Below are 25,899 nucleotides of genomic sequence, written 5' to 3' on the forward strand. Positions count from 1 at the left end.
TAGAAAAATTCGGTAACTGCCGTCGTCTCAGCTACCGCCGAGCTGTCGTTGTGTGCGTGGTCAGCCGTTGGCGGCGATGTCCTCCAGCACGGCGAACATCGTGCGGGTCGGGACGCCGGTGCCACCCTTGCCGGTGTAGCCCCACGGGCCGCCGGTGTTGTACGCCGGGCCGGCGACGTCGAGGTGTGCCCACTGCACACCGTCGGCGACGAACTCGCGCAGGTACACCCCGGCCACCAGCATGCCCGCGTTGCGCGCGCCGCTGACATTCGCCAGGTCGGCGACCGTCGACTTCAGGTCGTCCTTCAACTCCTCGGGCAGTGGCATCGCCCACGCGTTCTCGCCGACCTGCTGCGACAGCTTCGCGACCCGGTCGCGGAACTCGTCGCTACCCATCACGCCGGGGGTGCGCGTGCCGAGCGCGACCAGTTGCGCGCCGGTCAGCGTCGACGTCTCGATGAGGTAGTCGGGGTTGTCCTCGCAGGCGCGGACGATGGCGTCGGCCAGGATGAGCCGGCCCTCGGCATCGGTGTTGAGCACCTCGATGGTGGTGCCGCCGTACTGCGTCAGGACATCGCCGGGCCGCTGCGCCGTCGACGACGGCATGTTCTCGGCCATGGGGACGGTCGCGGTGACGTCGACCGCCAGCTTCTGACGCGCCGCCAGCACGACGGTCGCGATGACGGCCGCGGCACCGCCCATGTCGGAGGTCATGTGGTGCATGTTGGCGGCCGGCTTGATCGAGATGCCGCCGGTGTCGAAGGTGATGCCCTTGCCCACCAGCGCCACCTTCTTGGCGTTCTTCTTGCCGGAACGGTAGGTCAGCCGCACCAGGCGCGGCCCGCGGGACGAGCCCTTGCCGACACCCACGATGCCGCCGTATCCGGCGTCCTCCAGTTCCTTCTTGCCCAGCACCTCGACCTCGAGGCCCGCCGACTTACCCAAAGCCTTTGCGCGCTTGGCGAATTCGCCCGGGTACAGGTGGCTCGGCGGGGTGTTGACGAAGTCGCGGGCCGTCGCCACGGCAGTCGCGACATCGACGCCGCGGGCCGCTGCGGTCTCGGCGTCGTCGGCGGTGGACAGCACCGTCAGCGCCGTGAGGCCCGCCTCCTTCGGGGCGGTCTTCGCGCTGCGGAATTCGGAGAAGCGGTAGGCGCCGAGGATCAGGCCTTCGACGGCAGCGGCCACGTCCACTTCGGACAGGGTGGTCACGACGGTCTCGGTGCCGTTGAGGGCGCGGGCCGCCACGCCGGCGGCGCGGCGGATGACGTCGGCCGGCCACTCGTCGCGGTCCTTGCCGAGGCCGACGGCCAGCACGCTGGCCACCGGCAGCGACGGCACGAGCACGCGCGTCACCTGCTCGGTCGAACCCTTCGCGCCAAGGGTCTTCAATGCCACCTCGATCTCGCCGGTGGCTTCGGCGTCCAGGAACGGGTTGGCCAGAACCGTGGCCTCGTCGTTCTCGCCGGTGATGACCGGCACGATCAGCACCGCGGCGTCCAGATCGGACGGCAGGGCGGATGCGACGGTGACGGCGGGGGACTGGTAACCGGGTGCGCTGCTCACCGGTCCCACCCTAGTCATCACGCCTGCCGGGCCGCCCGCTCAGCCTCCGGGCACAGCTCGAACGCGGTCACCGGGTCGTTGAAGCCCTTGAGTACCAAAGGCTCCCGCGGCGCCACCGGCCATTTGCCCGGCATGTCGTACCACGGTGCGGCCACCAGAATCTGCCCCGGCTCGGCTGCGGCCACCAGGCGGGCCGCCAGATTCACCGGATTGCCGAAGTAATCACCACCGGTGGCCACCACCGAGCCGAAACTCAGACCGGCCCGCACGCTGATGTGGGCCATCTTCGGCCGCGGATGGTGCACCAGGTCCATGGCGACCCGCGCCAGCGACTCGGGTGTGGCACTGACCCACATCACCGCATCGCCGATGAACTTGACCACCCGGCCGCCGTCGGCGTGCACCACGTCGTTCGTGATGGCGTTGAACTCGTTGAGCAGGCTGGTCAGGTCGGCCGGCGTGAGCCGTTGCGTGAGCTGCGTGAAATTGGACAGGTCGGCAAACCCGACACCGCAGTCCACCGTCAATGGCTCGCGGCGGGCGACGGCATCGAAATACGTTCGGGCAGCGAACAAGTGGTGGCGGTGAAAGGAGTCGATCATGCCGCCGATGCGCGGAATGAAGGCGGCCGCCGATCGGTAGGCCTGCGCCGTCACGAGTTCGTCGTGGCTGTGGGCCAGGTCGAGTTCCGGCAGACCGGCGCGGCTCATCGACGCCAGCGCCTCGGCCACCCGCGCCACACTGGCGCCGATCACCCGGAGGAAGCCCGTCGCGGCGTCGTCGCCGATCGCCGTCCGCAGGTCGGCCCAGGTGCGCAGCGCCTCGATGTCGTTGTCGGTGAGCGTCGGTGTGTTCGGGTCGGCGACCGTCAGGCCCAGCACCGCCCAGGCCTGCTCGACGTCGGCCAGCGGTAATCCGAGCGCCTCAGCGGCGGCGGTCAGGCTGTGGCTGGGCTGCCCCGACCACTGCACGACGTCGCCGGCCAAGCCGAACAACCGCCCCTGGCGCTCGGCCGTGACCATCTGCTCCGCGGTGAAGCCCAGGCCGTCCAGATACTCGATGAGCGGTGCGCGCCGGCGGGCATCGGCGATGCCCGCGGCTTCCAGGGCGTCGAAATCGACCACGAAACGAGTCTGCCAGCTACCGGGGGACCGGCGGGGCGATCTGACCATCGATAACGCCTCGGATCACAGCCACATACCGACTGCGATCCGAGGCGCAAGCACTAGGCTGACTGGCCGTGAGCGAACTGTTGCAGGGCCCGCTGGAAGACCGTCACCGCGAACTCGGGGCGAGTTTCGCCGAATTCGGGGGCTGGTTGATGCCGGTGTCGTACGCCGGCACCGTGGCCGAGCACAACGCCACCCGCGAGACCGTCGGGCTCTTCGACGTCAGCCACCTCGGCAAGGCGCTCGTGCGTGGCCCCGGCGCCGCCGAGTTCGTCAACTCCGCCTTCACCAACGACCTGCGCCGCATCGGTCCGGGCAAGGCGCAATACACGTTGTGCTGCAACGAGTCCGGCGGCGTGATCGACGATCTGATCGCCTACTACGTCTCCGCCGACGAGATCTTCCTGGTGCCCAACGCGGCCAACACCGCCGCCGTCGTCGCCGAGCTGCAGCGCGTCGCCCCGCCCGAACTGACCATCACCGACGAGCACCGCTCCTACGCCGTGCTCGCGGTGCAGGGGCCGAAATCCACCGACGTGCTCACCGCGCTCGGGCTGCCGACCGACATGGACTACATGGGCTACGCCGACGCCGAGTACAACGGCGTCCCGGTTCGGGTGTGCCGCACCGGCTACACCGGTGAGCACGGCTACGAACTGCTGCCCGAGTGGGACCGCGCGGGCGTGGTCTTCGACGCGCTCGTCGCCGCGGTCAAGGATGCCGGCGGTGAACTCGCCGGGCTGGGCTCGCGCGACACGCTGCGCACCGAGATGGGCTACCCGCTGCACGGACATGAACTGTCGCTGGACATTTCGCCGCTGCAGGCCCGCTGCGGCTGGGCCATCGGCTGGAAGAAGGACGCCTTCTGGGGCCGCGACGCGCTGCTCGCGGAGAAGGAAGCCGGGCCGAAGCGGACGCTGCGCGGCCTGAAGGCTGTCGGACGTGGCGTGCTGCGGGCCGGTTTGACAGTGTTGGACGCCGGGGCGAGCGAAGCGACGGGGGAGGTACCTGCCAAGCCGGTGGGCATCACCACGTCGGGCACCTTCTCGCCGAGCCTCAAGGTCGGCATCGCGCTGGCACTGCTCGACACCGCGGCCGACATCGCCGACGGCGCGCGGGTGACCGTCGACGTCCGCGGCCGGGCGCTCGAATGCGAGGTCGTGGCGCCGCCGTTCGTGGCGGCCAAGACGCGTTAGCCGCGGCGAAAACGCGCTAGCCACGGGCGATACAATCGGCATATGACCGATGGCCCCCTCGAATTCACCGTTTCGCGCGCGAGCAACCCGGCGAGCGATGAGGTAAGGGCTCAGGTTCTGGCCGACCCCGGATTCGGGCGGTTCCACACCGACCACATGGTGGCCATCGACTACACCGTCGACCGTGGCTGGCACGACGCACGGGTCACCGAATACGGGCCCATCGAGCTCGATCCGTCGGCGATCGTCCTGCACTACGCGCAGGAGGTCTTCGAGGGTCTGAAGGCGTACCGCTGGAATGACGGCTCGATCGTGTCGTTCCGTCCGGAGGCCAACGCCGCCCGGCTGCAGTCGTCGTGCCGGCGCCTGGCCATCCCGGAGCTGCCCGGCGACGTCTTCGTCGAGTCACTGCGCCAGCTGATCGCCGTCGACAACGAATGGGTGCCGGCCGCCGGTGGTGAGGCGTCGCTGTACCTGCGCCCGTTCATCATCGCCACCGAGCCCGGCCTGGGTGTGCGCCCCGCCAACGAGTACCGCTATCTGGTGATCGGTTCGCCCGCCGGCGCGTACTTCAAGGGCGGCATCAAGCCGGTGTCGGTCTACCTGTCCACCGAGTACGTGCGGGCCAGCCCGGGCGGCACCGGCGCGGCCAAGTTCGGCGGCAACTACGCCGCGTCGCTGCTGGCGCAGGCGCAGGCCGCCGAGATGGGCTGCGACCAGGTGGTCTGGCTGGACGCCATCGAGCGCCGGTACGTCGAAGAAATGGGTGGCATGAACCTGTTCTTCGTGTTCGGCAGTGGTGGTTCGGCACGACTGGTCACCCCCGAGCTGTCCGGCTCGCTCCTGCCCGGCATCACGCGGGACTCGTTGCTGCAGTTGGCGGTTGACGCCGGCTTCGCCGTCGAGGAACGCAAGATCGACATCGACGAGTGGCAGAAGAAGGCCGCCGCGGGGGAGATCACCGAGGTGTTCGCCTGCGGTACCGCCGCCGTCATCACGCCCGTCGCGCATGTGAAGTACGGGCACGGCGAATCGGCCGGCGAGTTCACCATCGGCGACGGCCAGCCCGGTGAGGTCACCATGGCGCTGCGCGACACCCTGACCGGCATTCAGCGCGGCACCTTCGCCGACACCCACAACTGGATGACCCGCCTGGGCTGATCACGGCCAACGTGAAGAAGATCGCGAGAAATCTCGCGATCTTCTTCACATTCGGCGGCTAGTGGACGGCCAGCCCGAGGGCAGTCAACGTGGTCGTGACTTCGACGGCCGCACCCAGTACGTCGCCGGTGATCCCACCGAACCGGCGGACGCAGTGCGCCACCAGTAGTGCGGTGATTCCCAGCGCGACCAGCACGGCCACCGGACCCTGCCACAGCCGCGGCGTCGCCCACGCGGACGCCGCGGCCACCGCCACCGTCCACGCCGCGACCACCCCCACCGGCTGACTGCCGGCGACCATCGCGCCCAACGTGCTGCCCGGCGCGGCCGGTACCGACGTGCGGCAGGCCGCCAGCGCGGCGACACGGCCCGCGGTGACAGCGACGACGACCGCCACCGGGCTCAGCGCGGCGAACGTCATGCTCTGCGCGCCGATCGCCACCACGATCGCGGCCACCCCGAACGGGCCCGCGGTGCCACCGCGCATGACGGCCAGCGCCCGCTCGGGCGGTCCGTAACAGCCGAGGCCGTCGACGGTGTCGGACAGCCCGTCGATGTGCAGGCCCCGGGTCAGTAGAAGTAGTACCGCCACCGCGAGCAGCCCGGCCAGTGGGCCGGTCACGTACACCTGCCCGGCGCCCCAAACGACGGCCGCGGCGATACCACCGAGAACGATGCCGACCGCTGGAAGCGCAGTCAGTGTGCCCCGCCCGAACGGCCGGTCACTGCGCACCGGCAGGACGGTGCTGAACGCGAAAGCCGAAGCGAGGGAACCGATCACAGTCAGTGTGCGGGCTTGTCGGTGACGTTCGCCTCGCCGAACGTGGCCATCGACGCCAGCGTCGCGACCGCGGCCCGCAGCACGGGCAGCGCCACCGCAGCGCCGCTGCCTTCGCCCAGGCGCATGCCGAGGTCCAGGATCGGCGTCAGTTGCAGGCGCTGCAATGCCACCGCATGCGCGGGTTCGGTCGACAGGTGGCCGGCCTGCCACCACGCCTTCGCGCCGGGGGCCAGCCGGTCGGCGACGAGCGCCGCGGCGGTCACCACCATGCCGTCGAGCAGCACCGGGGTGCGCCGCAGGGCGGCCTGGGCCAGGAAGCCCGCCATGGCGCCCAGATCCGCACCGCCGCAAACGGCAAGCAGCGCAACGGGATCGGCCTTCACCTGACGCGCGCGGAACAGCGCGTCGCGGATGGCCGCCGTCTTGCGGGCCCAGCCCTCGTCGTCGACGCCGGTGCCGCGGCCCACCACGGCGACGGGTTCGGTCGCCGTCAAGGCGGCGACCAGAGTCGTTGCCGGAGTGGTGTTTCCGATGCCCATGTCGCCGGCGATGAGCAGGTCGGCGCCGGCGTCGACCTCCTGATCGGCAATGGTGCGGCCCGCCGCGATCGCCGCGATGGCCTCCTCGGTCGACAGCGCGTCCTCGACAGCGATGTTGCCGCTGCTGCGTCGCACCTTGTGGGCGCCGATCGCGGGGGAGTGGGCCTCGCCGTCGACGGCGATGTCGGCCACGCGCACGGTCGCGCCGGCCACCTCGGCCAGCACGTTGATGGCGGCGCCGCCGGTGTCGAAGTTCGCCACCATCTGCGCGGTGACCTCGGACGGGAATGCCGAAACGCCGGACGCCGTCACGCCGTGGTCGCCGGCGAACACCACGACCCGAGCACGCTCGAATTGCTTTGGCGGACAGGCACCTTGGCACGCCGACACCCAGACCGACAGATCCTCGAGACGTCCCAGGGAGCCCGGCGGCTTGGTCAGGGTCAGCTGGCGCGCGAGGGCGGCCTCCCGCACATCGGCGTCCGGTTTGGTGAGGTCGGGGAACTGGGCGCGGGGATCGCTCATCGGGGCTCCTTGACGGTGAGAGGCTGGCCGGCCACCACCAGCACCACGCGGTCGCAGACGGCGGCCAGGCGCTGGTTGAGCGCGCCCAGCTCGTCGGCGAACCGGCGGCCCGACTCCGTGGCGGGGACGACGGTCAGGCCGACCTCCGGGCTGACCAGGGCCAGTGGCGCGGTGAATTCGTGGACCGCAGAGGTCAATTCGTCGATATCGGTCCGAAGGGAGGCGCCGGACCGAGCCCCTTCCCATGCGCCGCGCCGGTCCATGGCGGCGACCAGCCAGCCGCCGATGTCGTCGACCATGGTGGCGGCAGCCGAGCCACGCAAAGTCGTTGCCACATCGGCGGATTCGACGGTCGACCAGTGTGCCGGCCGGCGGTTCCGGTGTGCCGAAACCCGGGCCGCGAAGTCGGCGTCACCGGCGACGGAACCGGTCGCGACGTAGCGCACCGATCCGCCCGGACCCGCCGCACCGGCGACCCAATCCTCGGCCCACTGCGACTTGCCCGACCGGATGCCGCCGAGCACCAGGGTGCGCACCGGGCTCAGTCGACCTTGTCTCCGCGGTTGACCTGCGGCTTCGGCACGCGCATCCGGCGCAGCTGCGAAGCCCGGCTGGACGCGTAGAAGCCCAGCTTCCAACCGCTTTCGGTGTTGCCCGGGAACTTCGCGTCGACCCGCTTGTTGATGCGCCGGCTCAGCAGCACACCGTCGATGGCCATGATCACCATCAGACCCAGCATCGCGACCGACAGCAGGCCCTGGGTCTGCACGGGCGGCAGCGCCATCATGAAGAACACCAGCACCAGCGCCGACGGCATGAACAGCCCCAGCACGTTGCGCCGGGAATCGACGAGATCGCGGACGTAGCGCTTGACCGGACCCTTGTCGCGGGGCAGCAGGTAGGCCTCGTCGCCGGCCATCATCTTGGCGCGGCGCGCATCCATGTCGGCGCGGCGGGCCACTCGGTCGGCCTTGCGCTCTTCCTTGGTCTTCGAGTTGCGCAGTTCCTTGCGGCGCTTGCGCGCCTCGGCCGTCGTCATCGGCGCCGGTGCGACCGGGCCGCGCTTGCGGTTCGCGCTCTGCTTGGGGGTCGGGCGGCCCTTGGGCGCCGTGGTGCGGGCCCCGGCGTCGTCGCCCGAGTCGACGGTCACGTCGACGTCGTCAGCATTGCCGCTCTCGTCTCCGGAGTCGGCGTTGTCCTTCTTGCGGCCCAGCAGATTCACGGTGTCAGGTTACTTCGGTGGCCGGGCTCGGCCGTCATGCACCCGAGCTGTGGGCGGCTTAACCTGCTCCGATGAGAGTTCTGGTCGCCCCCGACTGTTACGGCGACAGCCTCACCGCGGTCGAGGCCGCGGCGGCGATCGCCGCGGGCTGGGCCGCCGCGCGGCCGGCCGACACGCTGGTGCTCGCCCCGCAGTCCGATGGCGGCCCGGGCTTCGTCGACGTCCTGGCCGAGCGGCTGGGCGGGCTGCAGACCGCGACGGTGCGCGGCCCGCTGGATCGCGACGTCACCGCGCACTGGGTGCTGCACCAGGACACCGCCTACATCGAGTGCGCGCAGGCCTGCGGATTGGCGCTGCTCGGCGGGCCGCCGACGGTGCGGACCGCGCTGGATGCCACCAGCTTCGGCGTAGGCCAGCTTGTCGACGCGGCGCTGACGGCGGGCGCGCAGAAGGTGGTCGTGGGCCTCGGCGGCAGTTCGTGCACCGACGGCGGCCTGGGGCTCGTCGCCGCATTGGGCGGGCTGACGCCGGCATGTCAGAGGCTGGCCGGTGTCGAGGTCATCGTCGCCTCCGACGTCGAACACCCACTTTTGGGGCCGATGGGTGCGGCCGCGGTGTTCGGTCCGCAGAAGGGGGCCGATCCCGCCACGGTGGAGCTGCTGGAGCAGCGGCTCACGGCGTGGGCCCGCGAACTCGAATCGGTGGCCGGCCGGGACGTCGCCGTCGAACCGGGAGCCGGCGCTGCCGGCGGCCTCGGCGCGGCACTGCTGGCGCTGGGCGGCCGGCGCGAGTCGGGCGCGACGGTCATCGCCACACACACCGGGCTGGCCGCGGACCTGGCTGCCGCCGACCTCGTCATCACCGGTGAGGGCCGGTTCGACGACCAGTCGCTGCACGGCAAGGTGATCAGCGCGCTGGTGGGCCAGGCCGCCGGCACGCCTGTGCTGGTGCTGGCCGGGCAGGTGACGCTGGACCCGTCCGCGCTGGCCGCCGCCGGGGTGACGGCCGCGTATTCGATCACCGACCACGCCGGGTCGGTGGAACTGGCCATGAGCGATGCGGCCAACCAGCTGACCGGATTAGCTACGGGCGTAGCCGCTGAACTCGGGAATACCGGCCCGACAAGGTACCGTTGATGGTGCCTGGATAGTGCCAGGCAATCGATGCACCAGGGAGATGCAATGACTGTTGAGGACGCGACCAGCACCGGTACCTCGACCGAGACCCACGGCGTGATCTTGTCGGACGCGGCGGCCGCCAAGGCCAAGGCTCTGCTGGACCAGGAAGGCCGTGACGACCTCGCGCTGCGTATCGCCGTGCAACCGGGCGGCTGCGCCGGCCTGCGTTACAACCTCTTCTTCGATGACCGCACCCTCGATGGTGACCTCACCACCAACGTGGGCGGCGTCAACCTGACCGTCGACCGGATGAGTGCCCCGTACGTCCAGGGCGCCACCATCGACTTCGTCGACACCATCGAGAAGCAGGGCTTCACCATCGACAACCCGAACGCCACCGGCTCCTGCGCCTGCGGCGATTCGTTCAACTGAGATAGCCGACCGTGCTGGTCCGGCGGTCTCCTACAGGGAGTCCGCCGGACGCGGCAGGTACGAGCAGACCAGGGTCTCGCGCGGCTGCACCAGCAGCTGTGCGACAGCCTGCAATTCGTTGTTCTTCGGTCCCGAACCGCGCGGCAGCCGGCCCGACGGCGCCACCTTCATGGTGAACAGCACCTGCGCCTGATTCGGTGACAGCATCACGATCTTGTCGATCGACGTCACATCCGCCTGACCGAACTGCTTGCGGAACGCATCACTGGCCAGATTCGCCACCGTGAAATCCGTGGCGTGATCCTTGATGCCGTCATACAGGCCGCACAGGGCGTGGCGTGCCACCGTCTGCTTGTCCTGCTGCAACAGCGCGTTGAGATAGCCCTGGATGGCGGACTTGGCGGAGGCGTCGGTCAGGCCGCGATCGCTGGTGCTGCGCACCGCGAAGATGATGCCGCCGATGACGGCGACGACCGCAAGCACAGCGCCGACGACCAGCAGGATTCGCTTGGTGTTGTTACCGCCGCCCGACGGGTATTCCACGGCCGGTGGGAGAGTCGTCGGGTACGACGTCGGCGGGCCGCTGTAAGGGGCACCGTAGGTGGAGTTCCCCGGACCCGGCTGCGGGGGGATCGATTCCGGGTACGGATATGCGCCGTCCATGTTGTCCACAGGCTAGCGCACCCGCGCAGGGCAGCCCGGACCTCAGCCTGGGTAAGCTCGCCGAATGACCATTGCCGTGACCGGATCGATCGCGACCGACCATTTGATGCGCTTCCCCGGCCGATTCGCCGAGCAGTTGCTGGCCGAACACCTGCAGAAGGTGTCGCTGAGCTTCTTGGTCGACGACCTGGTGGTGCACCGCGGCGGCGTCGCCGGCAACATCGCCTACGCCATCGGCATCCTGGGCGGTAGCCCGACGCTGGTCGGCGCGGTGGGCAAGGACTTCGACGATTACCGCGGCTGGCTGACGTCGCACGGCGTCGACTGCTCGCAGGTGCTGGTGTCCGACTCCGCCTACACCGCACGATTCGTTTGCACCACCGACGAGGACATGGCGCAGCTGGCGTCGTTCTATCCGGGTGCCATGTCGGAGGCGCGCAACATCAAGCTTGCCGATCTCGTCGCCGCTCAGGGTGAGCCCGAGCTCGTGATCATCGGGGCCAACGACCCCGAGGCCATGTTCCTGCACACCGAGGAATGCCGGAAGCTGGGTCTGTCGTTCGCCGCGGACCCCAGCCAGCAGCTGGCCCGCCTGTCGGGCGAGGAGATCCGTCGCCTCATCGACGGCGCCGCCTACCTGTTCACCAACGACTACGAGTGGGACCTGCTGCTGCAGAAGTCCGGCTGGTCCGAGGCCGAGGTGATGAGCCAGATCGAGCTGCGCGTCACCACGCTGGGGGAGAAGGGCGTCGACATCGTCGGCCGTGACGGCTCGTTCGTCCACGTCGACGTCGTGCCCGAGAACGAGAAGGTCGACCCGACCGGTATCGGTGACGCGTTCCGCGCCGGCTTCCTCACCGGCCGCGGCGCCGGCCTGAGCCTCGAGCGGGCCGCTCAGCTGGCCTCGCTCGTGGCCACCCTGGTGCTCGAGGCCCCGGGTCCGCAGGAGTGGACCTGGGACAAGACGACTGCGCTGCCGCGGCTGTCGGCCGCGTTCGGCGCCGAAGCGGCCGACGAGATCGCCGCAGCGCTCGCATAAGCACTACGCCGAAAGTGCGGGAAACGACCGAATTCAGTGCGAATTCGCGGTCGTTTCCCGCACTTTCGGCGTAGTGGTCAGAGTTCGACGGGGTAGACGGGCTCGCTGATCTGCGGCGTGACGCTGCCCTCGATGAAGATGGCGTGCCACAGCATGAAGATCAGCACCGTCCACAGCCGGCGGCTGTGATCGCTGACGCCGCCCCGGTGCTCCTCGAGCATCTGGCGGACGGCGTCGAGGTCGATGAGATGCCCGGCCTGCGACGCGTCGACCGTCGCGTAGGCCCACTCCAGCAGTTCGCCCGAGCGCAGCCAGTGCCGGATCGGCACCGGGAACCCCAGCTTCGCGCGGTGCAGCACATGCGCCGGGACGATGGGCTCGAGGGCCCGCCGCAGTGCGTACTTGGTCGTGGTGCGGGTGATCTTCTGGTCGTACGGCAGCTTGGACGCGACCGCGAACACCTCGGGATCCAGGAACGGCACCCGCAGTTCCAGGGAATTGGCCATGGTCATCTTGTCGGCCTTGACCAGGATGTCGCCGCGCAGCCAGGTGAACAGGTCCAGATGCTGCATGCGCGCCACGGGGTCCCAGCCCGCGGACTCGGCGTAGATCGGCGCCGTCACGTCGGTGTGGGTCCACTCCGGGTTGAACTGCGCCAGGGTTGCCTGCAGTTGCTCGTCGGAGAAGCTGCGGGCGTTGCCGTAGTAGCGCTCCTCGAGCGTCAGCGACCCGCGGTGCAGCAGGCTCTTGCCGCGCATGCCGTCGGGCAGTGACTTCGAGGCCTTGCCGAGCCCGCGCCGCAGTCCCCGCGGGACACGGTCGAAGGCCTTGAGCGACAACGGTTCCCGGTAGATGGTGTAGCCGCCGAACAGCTCGTCGGCGCCCTCACCGGAGAGCACCACCTTGACGTGCTTGCGGGCCTCGCGGGCGATGAAGAACAAGGGCACCAGCGCCGGGTCGGCCACCGGCTCGTCCAGGTACCAGACGATCTCGGGCAGCGCCGCGACGAACTCGGCCTGGCTGACGACCTTGGTCACGTGCCGCGCCCCGATGGCCTCGGCGGAGGCGACGGCGACGTCGACCTCCGAAAAGCCTTCGCGCTCAAAGCCCGTCGTGAAGGTGATCAGCTTGGGGTTGTGCCGCATCGCCAGCGCGGCGATCGCGGTCGAGTCGATGCCGCCGGACAGGAACGCGCCGACGGTGACGTCGGCCCGCATGTGCTTGGCGACGGAATCCTCCAGGACGGCGGTGATCTCGTCGTACCGGGCCTGCTCCTGCCCTGTGACAAATGGCACAGCGGCGAACTTCGGCTTGAAGTAGCGCGTCACCTCGGGCTGCTGGCCCGGGCGAATCCGGGCATAGCTGCCCGACTCCAGCCGCCGGATCCCGCGCTGCAGGGTCTCGGGTTCGGGCACGTACTGCAGCACCGTGTAGTGCTGGACGGCACGTTCGTCGATGCTCAGGTCGACGCCGGCACGGGCCGCCAGGTCGAGAATGCACTTCTTCTCGCTGCCCACGATGGTGCCGCCCGGGCCCGTCGCCAGATACAGCGGTTTGATACCGAACGGGTCCCGCGCGCAGAACAACTCGCGGGTCTCGGTGTCCCACAGCGCGAAGGCGAACATCCCGCGCAAGCGGTTCAGCGCCGCGGTGCCCCAGTAGTGGTAGGCAGCGACGATCGCCTCGCTGTCGCCCTCGGTGGCGAACTCGGCACCGAACTCGGCGCGCAGTTCCTCGCGCAGCTCGAGGTAGTTGTAGATCTCGCCGTTGAACACCAGCGCGTAGCGATTCGGCGCCTCGGGCGGACCCCAGCGCAGCGGCTGGTGGCTGTGCGCGATGTCGATGATCGACAGTCGGTTGAAGCCGAACACGACGGTGTGATGACCGTCGCTCGGATCGCTGTCGTCGGCCCAGGCGCCCGACTCGTCCGGACCCCGGTGGCGCATCGGATGCGTGGCATCCGAGACCGCGTTCACCAGGTCAGTGGAATGGTCGGCAACAGGGTCGGCCAGGTAGGCCAGCAGTCCGCACACGGCGCCAGTATGCCTGTTCAGGCAGGTGAACTCAGAACCGACGTTGCCGATTGGCCGGTCGCTTCGCTCGGCGCTGCGGGCGTGGTCTACGCTGCGTAGTATTCGACCGGCTTGACCGACTCCTAGGAGGGCCTCAACGTGACCGCTCGCGGGCTCCGTTTGGTGGCGTTGTCCGCCATTCTCGGCGCGTCGACGCTGCTGCTCAGCGGATGCAGCTGGCAAGAAGTCTTCGGCCTGGGTTGGCCGACCGGCATCACGCCAGAAGCGCACGCAAACCGTGACCTCTGGGTGTGGTCGGTTATCGCTTCGTTCGTCGTCGGCGCCATCGTTTGGGCGCTGATCTTCTGGGCGATGGCGTTCCACCGCAAGAAGAAGACGGACACCGAGCTGCCGCGCCAGTTCGGCTACAACATGCCGCTGGAACTGGTGCTGACCGTCGTGCCGTTCCTCATCATCTCGGTGCTCTTCTACTTCACCGTCGTGGTGCAGGAGAAGATGATGGACCACAGCAAGCCCGCTGAGGTCACCATCGACGTCACCGCGTTCCAGTGGAACTGGAAGTTCGGCTACCAGAAGGTCGCCTTCAAGGACAACACCTTCTCTTACGACGGCGCCGACGCGGCCCGTAAGGAAGCCATGAAGTCCAAGCCCGAGGGCAAGGACGAGCACGGCGAGGAGAAGGTCGGCGCGATCCGCGGCGAGAACCCCGAGGACCGCAGCTACCTGAACTTCGACAAGGTCGAGACCATCGGCACCAGCACCGAGATTCCGATCCTGGTCCTGCCGAAGGGCAAGCGCATCGAGTTCCAGATCGCCTCGGCTGACGTCATCCACGGCTTCTGGGTGCCGGAGTTCCTGTTCAAGCGGGACGTCATCCCGAACCCCGAGGCCAACCACTCGGACAACATCTTCCAGGTCAGCGAGATCGAGAAGACCGGTCCGTTCGTGGGCCGCTGCACCGAGATGTGCGGCACGTACCACTCGATGATGAACTTCGAGGTGCGCGTCGTGGAGCCGGAGCAGTTCAAGGCTTACCTGCAGTACCGCATCGACCACCCGAAGGCGACCAACGCCGACGCCCTGGTGTCGATCGGCCTGCCGCCGGTGGCCCAGACGACCCATCCGTTCGACTCTCGCCGCGGCGAGCAGGTCGGTTCGCCGGCTCAGGCGAGCAAGTAGGGGATACGCCATGCATATCGAAGCCCGACTTTTCGAGATTCTGACTGCCTTCTTCGCCTTGGCGACCGTCGGCTACGGCGCGCTGACCGCGCTGTACGCCAACGGTGGCATCGAGTGGGCCGGCACCACCGCGCTGGTGCTGACCACCGGTCTGTCGCTGATCATCGGCACGTTCTTCCGGTTCGTGGCCCGTCGCCTCGACACCCGGCCCGAGGACTACGAAGACGCCGAGGTCTCCGACGGTGCCGGCGAGCTGGGCTTCTTCAGCCCGCACAGCTGGTGGCCGCTGCTGATCGCCCTGTCGGCCTCGACCACCGCGGTCGGTATCGGCCTGTGGCTGCCCTGGCTGATCGTCGCCGGCGTCTGCTTCGTGCTGGCCACCGTCGCCGGCCTGGTTTTCGAGTACTACACCGGTCCCGAGAAGCACTAGACACCTACGGCCCCTGTGACCTGATCGCTCTGCGGTCAGGTCACAACCGTATGTCAGATGGTCCTCTGGCACCGTCCGGTACGGCCATGCCGGGCCCATGTTGGGTAATGTCTGCCAAAGGCTGGACTGTCGCCGCAAGCGGCGTTCACCAGCTACAGCGACACAGTGGTCGAGAGGGATAGGCGTACGTGAGCGGGTCACATTCCCCGGGCTCGGATGATGCGGCCCGGGAGTCATCGGGAGTCGGTGAAGGCACCGGCGAAACCGAGATCTATTCGCAGGCCTACTCTGCGCCCGAGTCCGAGCACTTCACCATCGCGCCGTACGTGCCGCCGGAGCCCGCGCTGTACGACTACGACAGCTACGAGGCCAAGTCCGAAGCCGACGACACCCCGCCGCCGCGGTGGCCGTGGGTTGTCGGCGTCGTGGCGATCATCGCGGCCATCTCGCTGGTGGCGTCCGTCGCCATCCTGGTGACCCGCAACACCGATTCCGAGAATGTGGCGACGCCGTCGACCAGCACCACCTCGGCGCCGCCGTTCCAGGACGAGTTCACCACCACGACCACGCCGCCGCCTCCGCCCACGACAACCGAGGCGCCCCCGCCGCCACCACCTCCGCCGCCCCCGTCGACGGTGACCGTGACGCAGCCGCCGCCACCTCCGCCGTCGGAAGAGCCGCCGCCTCCGCCGCCCAGCTCCGCCGCGGCCGCGCCGCCGGCGACGACGTCCGCGCCGCCGACCGGGCCGCGCTATGTCACGTACCGGATTTGGGGCACGAAAGCGCCGCTGGACCGCATTTCGGTGACGTACACCGACGCCGCGGGACGCCAGCGCACCCAGCAGAACGTCTACATCCCGTGGATGATCACTCTGACACCGATCTCGATGTCCGACGTGGGCTCGGTGCAGGCCTCCAGCCTGCTGCGGTTGAGCCACCTGAACTGTTCGATTGTGACGAGCGACGGCCAGACACTGGCCTCGCAGACCAACGATGATTGGCAGACGAGCTGTTAAATGCCGTACAACGCTGAGACTTCAACCCGGTCGCGAGTGACCGGCGGTAGCCCCGACCAGTTGGACCGTCTTCTGCTCGGCGGCTCGGTGGCCGTGTGGCTCGCGGCCCTGGGCGCCGGCGTGGCCGCCGTCGTCGCGATGGTCGACCTCGGCACCCGGCACCCGTCGGGTGCCGGGTCGTCGCACACGCCGTGGCTGCTGTACTCGGTCATCGCGGTATCCGCGGCGGTGATCGTGGGCGCCATTCCGCTGTTGTTGCGCGCCCGTCGCGGTGGGGCAGCGCCGCTGCCGCTGCTCGGCGGCGGGCCGTCCGAGGCCGACGACCGTCGTCCCGCCGGTGAGCTCCCGCAGAGTGCCCTGCGCTCCTTCGACGATCCGGTCGTGCGCCGCTACTCGGCGTCGCCGGCGACGAGCATGCTGGGCTTTCCGGTGGCGGCGGTGGATCAGCTGTGGCTGCGCTGCACGCTCGGGATCGCCGCGGCCATGGGTGGCGCGACACTGTTCGTCTTCCTGGGCGCGTACATGCTGGCCGACCGCCACGACGAGTTGGCCTGGATCCTGTACGGCCTGGCCCTGATCATCACGGCTGCCATGGTGGCCATTCCGTGGTACTGCCTGCGCAGCCTGCACGCCGTGTTGGAGGCGTCGGCCGAGGACGCCCGCGCGGCTTAGCGTTCCGCGAACGCACGGATGGTGCGCCGCGCGGTCTCACTCAGGTGGTCGGGCGTGATCGCGTCCGCGGTGAAGAGTGCGCGGAAATAGACCGGACCCGCAGCCATCTCCAGCACCGCGCGCGGGTCGGTGCCCGGCGGGATTTCGCCGCGGGTGATCGCGCGGTCGACGACAGCGCCGCTGCGCCGGAAGCGTTCCTCCCAGAACCTGGTCTGCGTGGTTCGCACGTCGTCGCTGTCGTCGGCGCCCGTCAGCGCGGCGTAGAGGACGGCGCGGATGGCCCGGTCGGACAGTGCGGTGACGATGTCCGAGAGCAGCTGCTCGAGGTCTGCCTGCAGTGACCCGGTGTCCGGCGTCGCGACATTGCTCTCCGTGAAGCGCGCCAGCAGGTCGGCGACCAGGGCGGCCTTCGTCGGCCACCGGCGGTAGACGGTCGTCTTGTTCACCTGCGCCCGCTTGGCCACATCGGACAGTTGCAGGTTGTCGTACCCGATCTCGGTCAGGAGTTCGAGGGTCGCCGCGTGGACGGCGGCAACAACACGCGCGGACCGGCCACCTGGTCGCGGCCGGGGGACTGCGGAGTCTTGACTGGGCATCGCACTCCATCATATAAAAGCAACTACAGATGCTTTTAGTGTAGGAGGTGTTCGCATGCCGGACCAGACGCTCACCATCGACGCCGTGATCGGGGGGCGTGCGGTAGCTCGCGACGAGGTGCTCGCCTGGGAGGCCAGGCGCCTGCCGAAGGCCGCCGGCAAGATCGGTCTGCCGGTGCCCGCCGGGGATATCGCCCGGCAGCGAACAGCTTTCGCCGACGCCAAACTGGCTCTGGGCGCCGACGACATCCGTTGTCGCTTGGCGCGTGACATCCGGGCGGCCGGCGTGGTGGCCCGTGGTACGACGCGGTTGTCGTTCGGACGTCGTGCGACGAGTGTGTGCGACCTGTACGTGACCGGCGGCAGCGCCCGCGCGTTCGTGGACTGGTTCACCGACGACGGCCGAGCCGACTACGCGCGCAGCATGATCGCCGCCAACCCCGACCACTTCCTCATCGACACCGCCCCGGACGGCCGGCAGGAGGTCATCGAGACGACCGGCGGAAGTCCATTGGCGACGCGGTTCTTCGTCGACTACGACGACACGTCACCGCTCGTGACGCCCCGTGACCCCGCGTTCCCCGTCGAGGCGGCGGGGGTCGCGCGTACCGAGGGCGGCTTGGCGATCGGCGGCGTCCGGCATGAATTCCGCGACGAAGCGGGCGGCTTCCATGCCCGGCTGTGCGTCGAATTCCCTTGGCTCACCGCGCCGTACCTGATCGCACAGCATCGCTGGCACCTGGCGTGCGAGTTCAGCAACTGGATCGAGGCGGCGTTCGCGGCAACCGGATAGGCGTGGGTCACCGGGGTAGGGGAGTGGACCCGAAAACGACTTCGGCCCGGTCTGGTGAAAAACCAGACCGGGCCGAAACCGTAGATCGAACTAGTGATGCCCGTTGGAACCGTTGGGCGAAATCTCGTCCTGGTATTCCTTGAGGGCGGTGAGTGCCTTGTGCTCGGCGGCGTGTTCGGCGTCGGCCAGGGCAGCCTGCTCGACGGCGGAGTCGGCGAACAGGAAGCTGCCGGTACCGGGCGAGCCGGCAGAGCCGAGCTTGTTCATGCGCTTGGGCAGTGCGGCACCCTGGTACTCCAGCGGGATCGGGTGGCCGTGGTCGTCGACCGGTCCCAGGGGCTGGTGCAGTTCGACGTAGGCGCCGTGCGGCAGTCGCTTGATGATGCCGGTCTCGATACCGTGCTCGAGGACGGCGCGGTCGCTGCGCTGCAGGCCGACACACCAGCGGTAGGTCAGGTAGTAGACCACTGCGGGCAGGACGACCATGCCGATGCGGCCGATCCAGGTGGTGGCGTTCAGGGAGATGTCGAACTTGAGCGCGATGATGTCGTTCATCGCGGCCAGGGTCAGCACCATGTAGAACGCGATGGCCATGGCACCGATGGCGGTGCGGACCGGCACGTCACGCGGACGCTGCAGCAGGTTGTGGTGCGCATCGTCGCCGGTGAACTTCTTCTCCAGGAACGGCCAGGCGATCAGCAGACCGAACACCAGACCCATGATCACGGCGACACCCATGACGGCCGGGATGGTGTGGCCGAACGGGTAGAACTCCCAGGCCGGCCAGATACGCGCCAGGCCTTCGGTCCACATCATGTAGAAGTCGGGCTGGCTACCGGCGGACACCTGCGAGGGCTTGTAGGGGCCCAGCTCCCAGATCGGGTTGATCTGCAGCAGACCACCCATGATGCCCAGGATGCCGGTGACCATGGCGAAGAACGCGCCACCCTTGATCGCGAACACCGGCATGACGCGCACGCCGACGACGTTCTTCTCGGTGCGGCCGGGGCCGGGGAACTGGGTGTGCTTCTGGAACCACACCAGCGCCACGTGAGCGCCGATGAGGGCCAGGATGATGCCCGGGATCAGCAGGATGTGCAGGGCGTACATCCGCGGGATGATGATGTTGCCCGGGAAGTCGCCACCGAACAGGGCCCAGTGCATCCAGGTGCCGATGACCGGGATGCCCAGGGTGATCGACGACAGCGCGGCGCGCAGACCGATACCCGAGAGCAGGTCGTCGGGCAGCGAGTAGCCGAAGTAGCCCTCGAACATCGCGAGGATCAGCAGCACCGAGCCGATCATCCAGTTGGCCTCACGCGGGCGGCGGAACGCACCGGTGAAGAAGATGCGGGCCAGGTGGACCATGATCGACGCGGCGAACATCAGCGCGGCCCAGTGGTGAATCTGGCGGACGAACAGGCCACCGCGGACCTCGAAGGAGATTTCGAGGGCCGATTCGTAGGCGCGCGACATCTGGACGCCACGCAGCGGCTGGTAGACGCCGTTGTAGATGACCTCGGTCATCGACGGGTCGAAGAACAGCGTCAGGTACACGCCGGTGAGCAGCAGCACGAGGAAGCTGTACAGCGCGATCTCACCGAGCATGAAGGACCAGTGCGTCGGGAAGACCTTGTTCAGCTGCCGGCGTACGGCGGCCGACGGGTGGTACCGCGAGTCGATCGCATCGCCTTGTGCGGCAGCGATGTCAGCGAGCTTGGGACTCATGATTTGCGCTCCCAGAATGCCGGTCCGACGGGTTCGATGAAGTCGCCGTTGGCGACCAGGTAGCCCTCTTTGTCAATCGTGATCGGCAGCTGCGCCAGGGCGCGGGCCGCCGGACCGAAGATCGGCCGCGCGAAGTGCAGCGCGTCGAACTGCGACTGATGGCAGGGGCACAGGATGCGGTAGGTCTGCTGCTCGTACAGCGACGAGGGGCAGCCCAGGTGCGAGCACACCTTGGTGTACGCGAAGAAGTCACCGAAGTTGAAGCTCTCCTGGCCCTTGCGCTTGACCACGCGGGACAGGTCCTCGGGCTTGATGCGGATGAGCATCACCGGGTTGCGCACACCGAGTGCGATCTCCGACAGCTTCTCGTGCGACTCGAGGGTGGTGCCGTCGCCGTCGGACTCACGCCACGGGAACACCGTCTCCATGCCGCCCGCGTCGATGTCCTCGGGGCGCATCTTCACGAAGGGGGACTCGCCCGGCAGGCCGGTGGCCCGAGCCAGGTAGATGGTCTCGCCGTGGAAACGCGGGGTCCAGCCGGACGTCCACAGGACGGCCTTCTTGCCCTCGGCGGTCGGGACGACCGGCTTCCACGGGTTCTTGATCAGACCGCCGATGAAGGCGACCGCGGTGCCCAGGCCGAACGCGCCCAGGCCGACGCCGAGCGACAGGCCGATCAGCTTGCGGCGCTTGAGGGTCGAGCCCTCGAGCGCGTCGGTCAGGTTGGCCGCGACGGTGGCGCGGTGGACCTCGGGGGAGGCGCCGTCGTGGCGGTCCTGGATCGAGATTTCCTCGGGGATGAACTTCTTCTGGAAGAGCACCGCACCGATGCCGATCGCCAGGATCGACAGGCCGAAGGTCAGGCCGTACAGCGGGGTCGCCAGCGAGTAGATGAACTCGCCCTCGGACTCGAACGGCTTGTACTCCCACGGCCAGAACAGGAACACCAGCAGCAGGGCCAGGCCGGACAGGCCGCCGAGCAGCAGCCAGGCCGCGACCTGACGCTCGGCGCGCTTCTCCGCCTTGGTGCCCTCGACGGGCCAGCGCGGCTCCTTGAAGACGGTCGTGACGCCGTCGATCTTCCCGCCCAGTTCGACGAGCTCCTCGCGCGACATCTCGCGCAGTTCGTCGTCACTGGGAATGTTCACGTTCTCGCTCATGCGCGAGCTCCGATCCACATAGCCGCGCCGATCACGGCGACCATCCCGATAATCCACATCGCCATGCCCTCGGGCGCGGGGCCGAAGCCACCGAGGCCGTAGCCGCCCTGGCTGCGGGCGTTCGCCGACTCGTGGACGTAGGCGACGATGTCGCGCTTCTCCTCCGGGGTCAGCTGACGATCCGAGAACTTGGGCATGTTCTGCGGGCCGGTGAGCATGGCGGTGTACACCTGCGCCGGCACTTCGGCGGCCTTGCCGAGGTCAGGCGCGTACTTGCCCGACGACAGCGCGCCGCCCTTGCCGGTGAAGTTGTGGCACGACGCGCAGTTCAGACGGAACAGGTCGCCACCACGGGCGACGTTCTCACCGATGAACGAGTGCTGGTTGATCTGACCGTTGGCGTCACGCGGGACCTGAGGTCCGCCGCCGTTGGCCTGGATGTAGGCACCGAGGGCGTCGATCTGGTGCTCGTCGAACGCCGCGTCCTTACGGGGCGCCTGCGCCTCACCGCGCATGGCGGGCATGCGGCCGGTGGACACCTGGAAGTAGACGGCCGCGTCGCCGACACCGATGAGGCTCGGGCCGCGGTCGGTCACACCCTGCAGGTTGGCGCCGTGGCAGGAGACGCACGACGTTTCGAACAACTGCTTGCCGGTGCGCAGCAGAGCCAGCTGCGACTCGTCTGCCTTCGCGACCTGAGGCCGCGGAGTCAGGGTGGCCGCCAGGCCACCAGCGACTAGAAGTCCGAGCAGCAGCAGCATCGCTGCCGAGAGGCGCCGGTGTAGCCGGCGACGGGACTTGCTGGTCATCGAACCCCTTCTCATAGGAAGCATCGGCGAGCCGATCAGCGAACGAAGTAGATGGTGGCGAACAGGGCGATCCACACGATGTCGACGAAGTGCCAGTAGTAGGACACGACGATGGCAGCGGTGGCCTGGGCCGGCGTGAACTTGCTCATCTTCGTGCGGGCCAGCAGGTACACGAATGCGACCAGACCACCGATGACGTGCAGACCGTGGAAACCGGTCGCCAGGTAGAACACAGACCCGTAGGCACTGCTCGGAATCGTGGTGCCCTCTTCGACGAGCATGAAGTACTCGAACGCCTGGCCACCGACGAAGAACGCGCCCATCAGCAACGTGATGACGTACCACCGGCGCAGGCCGAAGACGTCACCGCGCTCGGCGGCGAACACGCCCATCTGGCAGGTGAACGACGACGCGATCAGCACCAACGTCACCGGAACGGCCTCGGCCAGGTTCAGGTGCGTGGGGGGAGGCGGCCATACGCCGCCTGCCTGGGCGCGCGCGGTGAAATACATTGCGAACAGTCCAGCAAAGAACATCAGCTCACTGGAAAGCCACACAATGGTGCCGACACTGACCATATTCGGCCGGTTCAGCGAATGCACCCGCGACGTGATCGCGGTTCCGGAGGTACCTACAGCGCTCGTCACAGCGGTAAGTATGACGCTTTGTAGTTGTTGAACTCCACCCGGGTGCCGACATTGGCCATAATCGGGTCCGTGCCAACCACCGATCCTCATCAGGAACCGACCACCGACGGGCCGTTGTGGCCCCAGATCCTGGGCCGGCTGACCACCGGCCAGAACCTTGCCGCGGGTCAGGCGGGGTGGGCAATGGACCAGGTCATGACGGGTACCGCCACGCCGGCGCAGATCGCTGCATTCGCCATTGCGATGAAGATGAAGCGACCCACCTCCGCGGAGGTGTCCGAGCTCGCCGATGTGATGTTGCGACACGCCCGAAAAGTGCCCGCCGACGCGCTCGCCGCGATCGGCAGCGATGTGGTCGACATCGTGGGGACCGGTGGGGACGGCTCCAACACCGTCAACCTCTCCACGATGGCGTCGATCGTCGTCGCCGCGTGCGGGGTGCCGGTGATCAAACACGGGAACCGCGCGGCGTCGTCGTTGTCGGGCGGTGCGGACACCCTGGAGGCGCTGGGCGTCCGGATCGACCTGTCGCCGGGCGACGTGGCCCGCTCGGTCGCCGAGGTGGGGATCGGCTTCGCCTTCGCCCCGCAGTTCCATCAGTCGTACCGGCACGCGTCGTCCGTACGCCGGGAGATCGGGGTGCCGACGGTCTTCAATCTCCTGGGGCCGCTGACGAATCCGGCCATGCCGCGCGCCGGCCTGATCGGCTGCGCGTGGGCAGAGCTGGCCGAGGTGATGGCCGGCGTGTTCGCCGCGCGCGGCTCCAGCGTCCTGGTCGTGCACGGCGACGACGGGCTCGACGAGCTGACCACCACGACGACGAGCACCATCTGGCGGGTGCAGGCGGGCACCGTCGAGCGGCTGACGTTGGACCCGAAGGCATTCGGTTTCGCGCGGGCCGACCTGAGCGAGTTGCGCGGCGGTGACGCCAAGGCCAACGCGGAGTCGGTGCGGGCGGTGTTCGCGGGCCAGAAGGGTCCGGTCCGGGATGCCGTGGTGCTCAACGCCGCAGGGGCCATGGTGGCTCATGCCGGGCTATCCAGCGACGCCCAGTGGGTGCCGGCGTGGGAGCGGGGCCTGGCCCGAGCCACCGAGGCGATCGATTCGGGTGCGGCCGAGCAGCTGCTCGCGCGGTGGGCTCGGTTCACCCAGAAGGTCTGACCGCTCTGCCTGCTGCGCTGCCGCCCGGGCCGACCGGGCGGTGGCGGCCCACTCGGCCCACCGGCCCGCGGCGGTGATCGGCGAGCAGTAGCCGACCTCCGGCCCGGCGCCGGAATCGGTGCGCACGATGCGCACACCGGGCGCGGCGAGCCAGCGCACGATCAGTGCGACCTCCTCGACGGGCGCGCCGCCCAGTGGCCGCTCCGATGTCAGGATCACCTGTGCCGCAGCGGATATCGCGTCGACGACGGGCATCGGGGGGACTCGCCGCGGCGCATTGCCTGCGGCTGCCAACTGGCCGTACCGGACCACGACGAGATGCCAGCCGCCGGCGCCGTCGGGCCGGGCGGCCACGAGTTCGGGGAGCGCCGTCAGGGCGCGCAGGCGCTGGCCGCGCCACAGTCCGTCGATGACGGTTGCGGCGTGGTCCCGGAGCCGCGCCGCGCTCTCGAAACGGCCCTCGGCCGCCAGCTCGTCGATGTGTTTCACTGCCGCGCAGAGCGCGGAATCGTCAACGCCGGCAATGTTTTCCGCGGCCCGGTCGGCGAATTCGGCGTAGGCGCCGGCGGTGATGCCGCGGGGCGCCGGACATGGCGACAGTTCCCGCTCCGGACACTGCGGGCCGTGTTGGGCGGCGCGCGCCAGCCGCGTCGTACAGGTCCGCACGCCCGTGAAGCGCGCCAGCAGCAGCGCGGCGTCGACGGCGTCGGCATGGGCCCGGAACGGGCCGACCGCCCGGTCGTGTCGCGGTGCGCGCACCACGCTGAACCGGGGGAAGGCCTCGTCGGTGAGCACCGCCCACCACCACTTGTGCGGTGCCTTCGAACGCCGGTTGTAGGGCGGCGCGTGCGCGGCGAGCAGCCGCAGTTCGCGCACCCCGGCCTCCAGCTCGTGCGCGCACTCGACGTGGTCGACGCGAATGGCAAGGGACGCCATCTCTTTCATACGGGCGCGGGGGTCGGCGCCGGTGAAGTACTGCCGCACCCGGCGGCGCAGATCGACCGCGGTGCCCACGTACAGCACCTCCTCGGACGGTCCGCGGAACAGATAGACGCCGGGGGAGTTGGGCAGTGCGTCGGCGAGCTTGCGGTTGCGGCGCTGTGCCCTGGTGACGTCCGGGAGATAGCCGCGCAGCTCGGCCACGGTGTGCACGCCCTGATTGCCGATGCGCTCGAGCAGTCCGTGCAGGACGTCGACGGTGGCGCGGGCGTCGTCGAGGGCGCGGTGTGTGGGTGTGGTGGTGGCGCGGAACAACCGGGCCAGCTCCGAGAGCCGAACACTCGGCGCCTCGTCGCGCGTGAGGACCCGGCGGGCCAGCTTGACGGTGCACAACACCGGCGGGTTGGGCCAGGGCAGCTGCGCCCGCTCGGCCGCGGCCCGCAGGAATCCGATGTCGAAGCCCGCGTTGTGGGCGACCAGGACCGCGCCGCGGCAGAACTCCAGGAATGTGGGCAGCACCGATTCGATGCGCGGGGCGTCGCAGACCATGGCCGTGGTGATGCCGGTCAGCTGCACGATCTGCGGCGGGATGGCGCGACCCGGGTCGATCAGGGTGGCCAGTTCGCCGATGATCTCGCCGCCGCGCACCTTGACCGCGCCGATCTCGGTGATGGCGTCCCAGCCGCCTCCGGTGTCGTCCGCCCGGGCGCGGCCACCGGTGGTCTCCAGGTCGACCACCACGAATGTGGTGTCGCGCAGCAACGCCTCGTCGAGGTCGAAAGCCAACTGGTCGGTGGCGCTGCCGGAGCCCATGACGTGACAGTAGGGGCCGGCACCGACAAGAAATCCCATCGATGTCATTCCGTTATCCGGTTGCTGATCACCCGCACTTTTTTGTCGGTGGACGTCGCTAGCGTGCGCCTCAACCGATGAAGGAGTCAGAGATGAAGTTCGACAACGGGCCGGTCAAGATCGACTGCGACGACTGCGCGGTGCGCGGTCCCGGCTGCGGTGACTGCGTGGTCAGTGTTTTGCTGGGCGTGCCCGAGACACTGCTGGACGACGAGCGCCGCGCGCTCGAGGTGCTCGCCGATGCCGGCATGGCGCCGCGGCTGCGGTTGGTTCCGATCGGCCGACCCAAGGGAGGGGTGGGTACTCAAAACGAGACAAAGTCAAGCACTACGGGCGTAGCGTGACGACCCTCACATTGTGATGCTGGTTAACGGGATCGGGGGACGGGCTGATAGATTGGCCATTCCCGTTGGACAACGCCGATGCCGTTTCGTAACCTATTCGAGACCTCACTGAGTTCGAAGCGGCTCGAA

25 protein-coding genes and 1 pseudogene are annotated in these 25,899 nt (G+C 68.8%); 12 read left to right on the forward strand and 14 right to left on the reverse strand.

Features of this window, described 5'->3' with window-relative positions; translation table 11 throughout:
* Positions 1-60: 60 nt before the first annotated feature.
* Together ACJH6H_RS13105 and ACJH6H_RS13110 are read right to left on the reverse strand one after the other, a co-directional pair.
* Positions 61-1,584, reverse strand: coding sequence for a leucyl aminopeptidase (locus ACJH6H_RS13105; RefSeq protein ID WP_371824532.1), 1,524 nt, complete (start codon positions 1,582-1,584; stop codon positions 61-63).
* Positions 1,584-2,738: an adenylate/guanylate cyclase domain-containing protein gene (locus ACJH6H_RS13110; RefSeq protein WP_212812112.1), complete on the reverse strand. Its 1,155-nt coding sequence runs from the start codon at positions 2,736-2,738 to the stop codon at positions 1,584-1,586. The genes ACJH6H_RS13105 and ACJH6H_RS13110 overlap by 1 nt, the downstream gene beginning before the upstream one ends.
* Before the next feature lie 68 nt (positions 2,739-2,806).
* Here ACJH6H_RS13110 and gcvT point away from each other — a divergent pair, with 68 nt between their 5' ends.
* Together gcvT and ACJH6H_RS13120 are read left to right on the forward strand one after the other, a co-directional pair.
* Positions 2,807-3,931 carry a glycine cleavage system aminomethyltransferase GcvT gene (gene gcvT, locus ACJH6H_RS13115; RefSeq protein ID WP_212812111.1) on the forward strand — a complete coding sequence of 375 codons (1,125 nt, stop codon included), beginning with the start codon at positions 2,807-2,809 and terminating at the stop codon, positions 3,929-3,931.
* 42 nt (positions 3,932-3,973) lie between these two features.
* Positions 3,974-5,092, forward strand: a complete 1,119-nt coding sequence (locus tag ACJH6H_RS13120) for a branched-chain amino acid aminotransferase (protein ID WP_020103558.1) — start codon at positions 3,974-3,976, stop codon at positions 5,090-5,092.
* Between the two features lie 58 nt (positions 5,093-5,150).
* Here ACJH6H_RS13120 and ACJH6H_RS13125 read toward each other — a convergent pair whose 3' ends face one another.
* Genes ACJH6H_RS13125 through ACJH6H_RS13140 form a run of 4 tightly spaced genes read right to left on the reverse strand, consistent with a single transcriptional unit; the run spans position 5,151 to position 8,159 of the window.
* Positions 5,151-5,873: an adenosylcobinamide-GDP ribazoletransferase gene (locus tag ACJH6H_RS13125; protein ID WP_212812110.1), complete on the reverse strand. Its 723-nt coding sequence runs from the start codon at positions 5,871-5,873 to the stop codon at positions 5,151-5,153.
* Positions 5,874-5,875: 2 nt separating this feature from the next.
* Positions 5,876-6,937 carry a nicotinate-nucleotide--dimethylbenzimidazole phosphoribosyltransferase gene (gene cobT / locus ACJH6H_RS13130; RefSeq protein ID WP_212812109.1) on the reverse strand — a complete coding sequence of 354 codons (1,062 nt, stop codon included), beginning with the start codon at positions 6,935-6,937 and terminating at the stop codon, positions 5,876-5,878.
* Positions 6,934-7,473: a bifunctional adenosylcobinamide kinase/adenosylcobinamide-phosphate guanylyltransferase gene (locus ACJH6H_RS13135; protein ID WP_212812108.1), complete on the reverse strand. Its 540-nt coding sequence runs from the start codon at positions 7,471-7,473 to the stop codon at positions 6,934-6,936. Before ACJH6H_RS13135 ends, cobT begins: the two co-directional genes overlap by 4 nt.
* Positions 7,474-7,478: 5 nt before the next feature.
* Positions 7,479-8,159 (reverse strand): DUF3043 domain-containing protein, encoded by a 681-nt coding sequence (locus ACJH6H_RS13140; RefSeq protein WP_212812107.1) that lies wholly within the window; start codon positions 8,157-8,159, stop codon positions 7,479-7,481.
* Positions 8,160-8,230: 71 nt separating this feature from the next.
* Between ACJH6H_RS13140 and ACJH6H_RS13145 the strand changes: the two genes are divergently transcribed.
* Both ACJH6H_RS13145 and ACJH6H_RS13150 read left to right on the forward strand, forming a co-directional pair.
* The gene (locus tag ACJH6H_RS13145) at positions 8,231-9,295 is read left to right on the forward strand and encodes a glycerate kinase (protein WP_318985177.1); all 1,065 of its coding nucleotides are present in this window, start codon (positions 8,231-8,233) and stop codon (positions 9,293-9,295) included.
* A 45-nt stretch (positions 9,296-9,340) separates the two neighbouring features.
* Positions 9,341-9,709, forward strand: a complete 369-nt coding sequence (locus tag ACJH6H_RS13150) for an iron-sulfur cluster assembly accessory protein (protein ID WP_020103564.1) — start codon at positions 9,341-9,343, stop codon at positions 9,707-9,709.
* A gap of 30 nt (positions 9,710-9,739) precedes the next feature.
* Here ACJH6H_RS13150 and ACJH6H_RS13155 read toward each other — a convergent pair whose 3' ends face one another.
* Positions 9,740-10,372 carry a hypothetical protein gene (locus tag ACJH6H_RS13155; RefSeq protein ID WP_212812105.1) on the reverse strand — a complete coding sequence of 211 codons (633 nt, stop codon included), beginning with the start codon at positions 10,370-10,372 and terminating at the stop codon, positions 9,740-9,742.
* A gap of 64 nt (positions 10,373-10,436) precedes the next feature.
* Between ACJH6H_RS13155 and ACJH6H_RS13160 the strand changes: the two genes are divergently transcribed.
* Positions 10,437-11,411, forward strand: coding sequence for a carbohydrate kinase family protein (locus ACJH6H_RS13160; protein WP_212812104.1), 975 nt, complete (start codon positions 10,437-10,439; stop codon positions 11,409-11,411).
* A 77-nt stretch (positions 11,412-11,488) separates the two neighbouring features.
* Here the strand turns inward: ACJH6H_RS13160 and asnB are convergent, their stop codons facing one another.
* On the reverse strand, positions 11,489-13,444 hold the full coding sequence (gene asnB, locus ACJH6H_RS13165; protein WP_212812103.1) for an asparagine synthase (glutamine-hydrolyzing): 1,956 nt from the start codon (positions 13,442-13,444) through the stop codon (positions 11,489-11,491).
* A gap of 138 nt (positions 13,445-13,582) precedes the next feature.
* On the opposite strand from asnB, the gene ACJH6H_RS13170 reads away from it, so the two are divergent.
* The 4 genes from ACJH6H_RS13170 (at position 13,583) to ACJH6H_RS13185 (ending at position 16,741) form a co-directional block, all read left to right on the forward strand.
* The gene (locus ACJH6H_RS13170) at positions 13,583-14,623 is read left to right on the forward strand and encodes a cytochrome c oxidase subunit II (protein ID WP_212812102.1); all 1,041 of its coding nucleotides are present in this window, start codon (positions 13,583-13,585) and stop codon (positions 14,621-14,623) included.
* A gap of 10 nt (positions 14,624-14,633) precedes the next feature.
* Positions 14,634-15,053, forward strand: a complete 420-nt coding sequence (locus tag ACJH6H_RS13175; protein WP_020103569.1) for a cytochrome c oxidase subunit 4 — start codon at positions 14,634-14,636, stop codon at positions 15,051-15,053.
* Between the two features lie 188 nt (positions 15,054-15,241).
* Complete coding sequence (locus ACJH6H_RS13180; protein ID WP_212812101.1) at positions 15,242-16,069, forward strand: hypothetical protein; 828 nt, start codon at positions 15,242-15,244, stop codon at positions 16,067-16,069.
* A gap of 36 nt (positions 16,070-16,105) precedes the next feature.
* Positions 16,106-16,741, forward strand: coding sequence for a DUF2561 family protein (locus ACJH6H_RS13185; protein WP_244872602.1), 636 nt, complete (start codon positions 16,106-16,108; stop codon positions 16,739-16,741).
* On the opposite strand, the gene ACJH6H_RS13190 is transcribed toward ACJH6H_RS13185, so the two are convergent.
* Positions 16,738-17,337 (reverse strand): TetR/AcrR family transcriptional regulator, encoded by a 600-nt coding sequence (locus ACJH6H_RS13190; protein ID WP_212812099.1) that lies wholly within the window; start codon positions 17,335-17,337, stop codon positions 16,738-16,740. The two genes, ACJH6H_RS13185 and ACJH6H_RS13190, sit on opposite strands and share 4 nt — an antisense overlap.
* A gap of 55 nt (positions 17,338-17,392) precedes the next feature.
* Between ACJH6H_RS13190 and ACJH6H_RS13195 the strand changes: the two genes are divergently transcribed.
* Positions 17,393-18,130: a hypothetical protein gene (locus ACJH6H_RS13195; protein WP_212812098.1), complete on the forward strand. Its 738-nt coding sequence runs from the start codon at positions 17,393-17,395 to the stop codon at positions 18,128-18,130.
* A 90-nt stretch (positions 18,131-18,220) separates the two neighbouring features.
* On the opposite strand, the gene ACJH6H_RS13200 is transcribed toward ACJH6H_RS13195, so the two are convergent.
* The 4 genes from ACJH6H_RS13200 to ACJH6H_RS13215 are packed head-to-tail and all read right to left on the reverse strand — an operon-like array spanning position 18,221 to position 22,474.
* Complete coding sequence (locus tag ACJH6H_RS13200; protein WP_212812097.1) at positions 18,221-19,858, reverse strand: cytochrome bc complex cytochrome b subunit; 1,638 nt, start codon at positions 19,856-19,858, stop codon at positions 18,221-18,223.
* Positions 19,855-21,018: a ubiquinol-cytochrome c reductase iron-sulfur subunit gene (locus tag ACJH6H_RS13205; RefSeq protein WP_064985845.1), complete on the reverse strand. Its 1,164-nt coding sequence runs from the start codon at positions 21,016-21,018 to the stop codon at positions 19,855-19,857. Before ACJH6H_RS13205 ends, ACJH6H_RS13200 begins: the two co-directional genes overlap by 4 nt.
* On the reverse strand, positions 21,015-21,851 hold the full coding sequence (locus ACJH6H_RS13210) for a cytochrome c (protein ID WP_346414655.1): 837 nt from the start codon (positions 21,849-21,851) through the stop codon (positions 21,015-21,017). Before ACJH6H_RS13210 ends, ACJH6H_RS13205 begins: the two co-directional genes overlap by 4 nt.
* Before the next feature lie 11 nt (positions 21,852-21,862).
* Positions 21,863-22,474 (reverse strand): heme-copper oxidase subunit III, encoded by a 612-nt coding sequence (locus ACJH6H_RS13215; protein WP_064985843.1) that lies wholly within the window; start codon positions 22,472-22,474, stop codon positions 21,863-21,865.
* A 51-nt stretch (positions 22,475-22,525) separates the two neighbouring features.
* Here ACJH6H_RS13215 and trpD point away from each other — a divergent pair, with 51 nt between their 5' ends.
* Positions 22,526-23,635 carry an anthranilate phosphoribosyltransferase gene (gene trpD / locus ACJH6H_RS13220; RefSeq protein WP_406775021.1) on the forward strand — a complete coding sequence of 370 codons (1,110 nt, stop codon included), beginning with the start codon at positions 22,526-22,528 and terminating at the stop codon, positions 23,633-23,635.
* On the opposite strand, the pseudogene ACJH6H_RS13225 reads toward trpD, so the two are convergent.
* Positions 23,573-25,435: pseudogene (locus ACJH6H_RS13225) on the reverse strand (DEDD exonuclease domain-containing protein); the annotation flags it as partial. The gene trpD and the pseudogene ACJH6H_RS13225 sit on opposite strands and share 63 nt — an antisense overlap.
* 68 nt (positions 25,436-25,503) lie before the next feature.
* On the opposite strand from ACJH6H_RS13225, the gene ACJH6H_RS13230 reads away from it, so the two are divergent.
* Positions 25,504-25,770, forward strand: coding sequence for a hypothetical protein (locus tag ACJH6H_RS13230; protein ID WP_244872601.1), 267 nt, complete (start codon positions 25,504-25,506; stop codon positions 25,768-25,770).
* Positions 25,771-25,899 lie beyond the last annotated feature (129 nt).

Source organism: Mycobacterium sp. SMC-21 (assembly GCF_045310825.1).
GTDB lineage: Bacteria > Actinomycetota > Actinomycetes > Mycobacteriales > Mycobacteriaceae > Mycobacterium.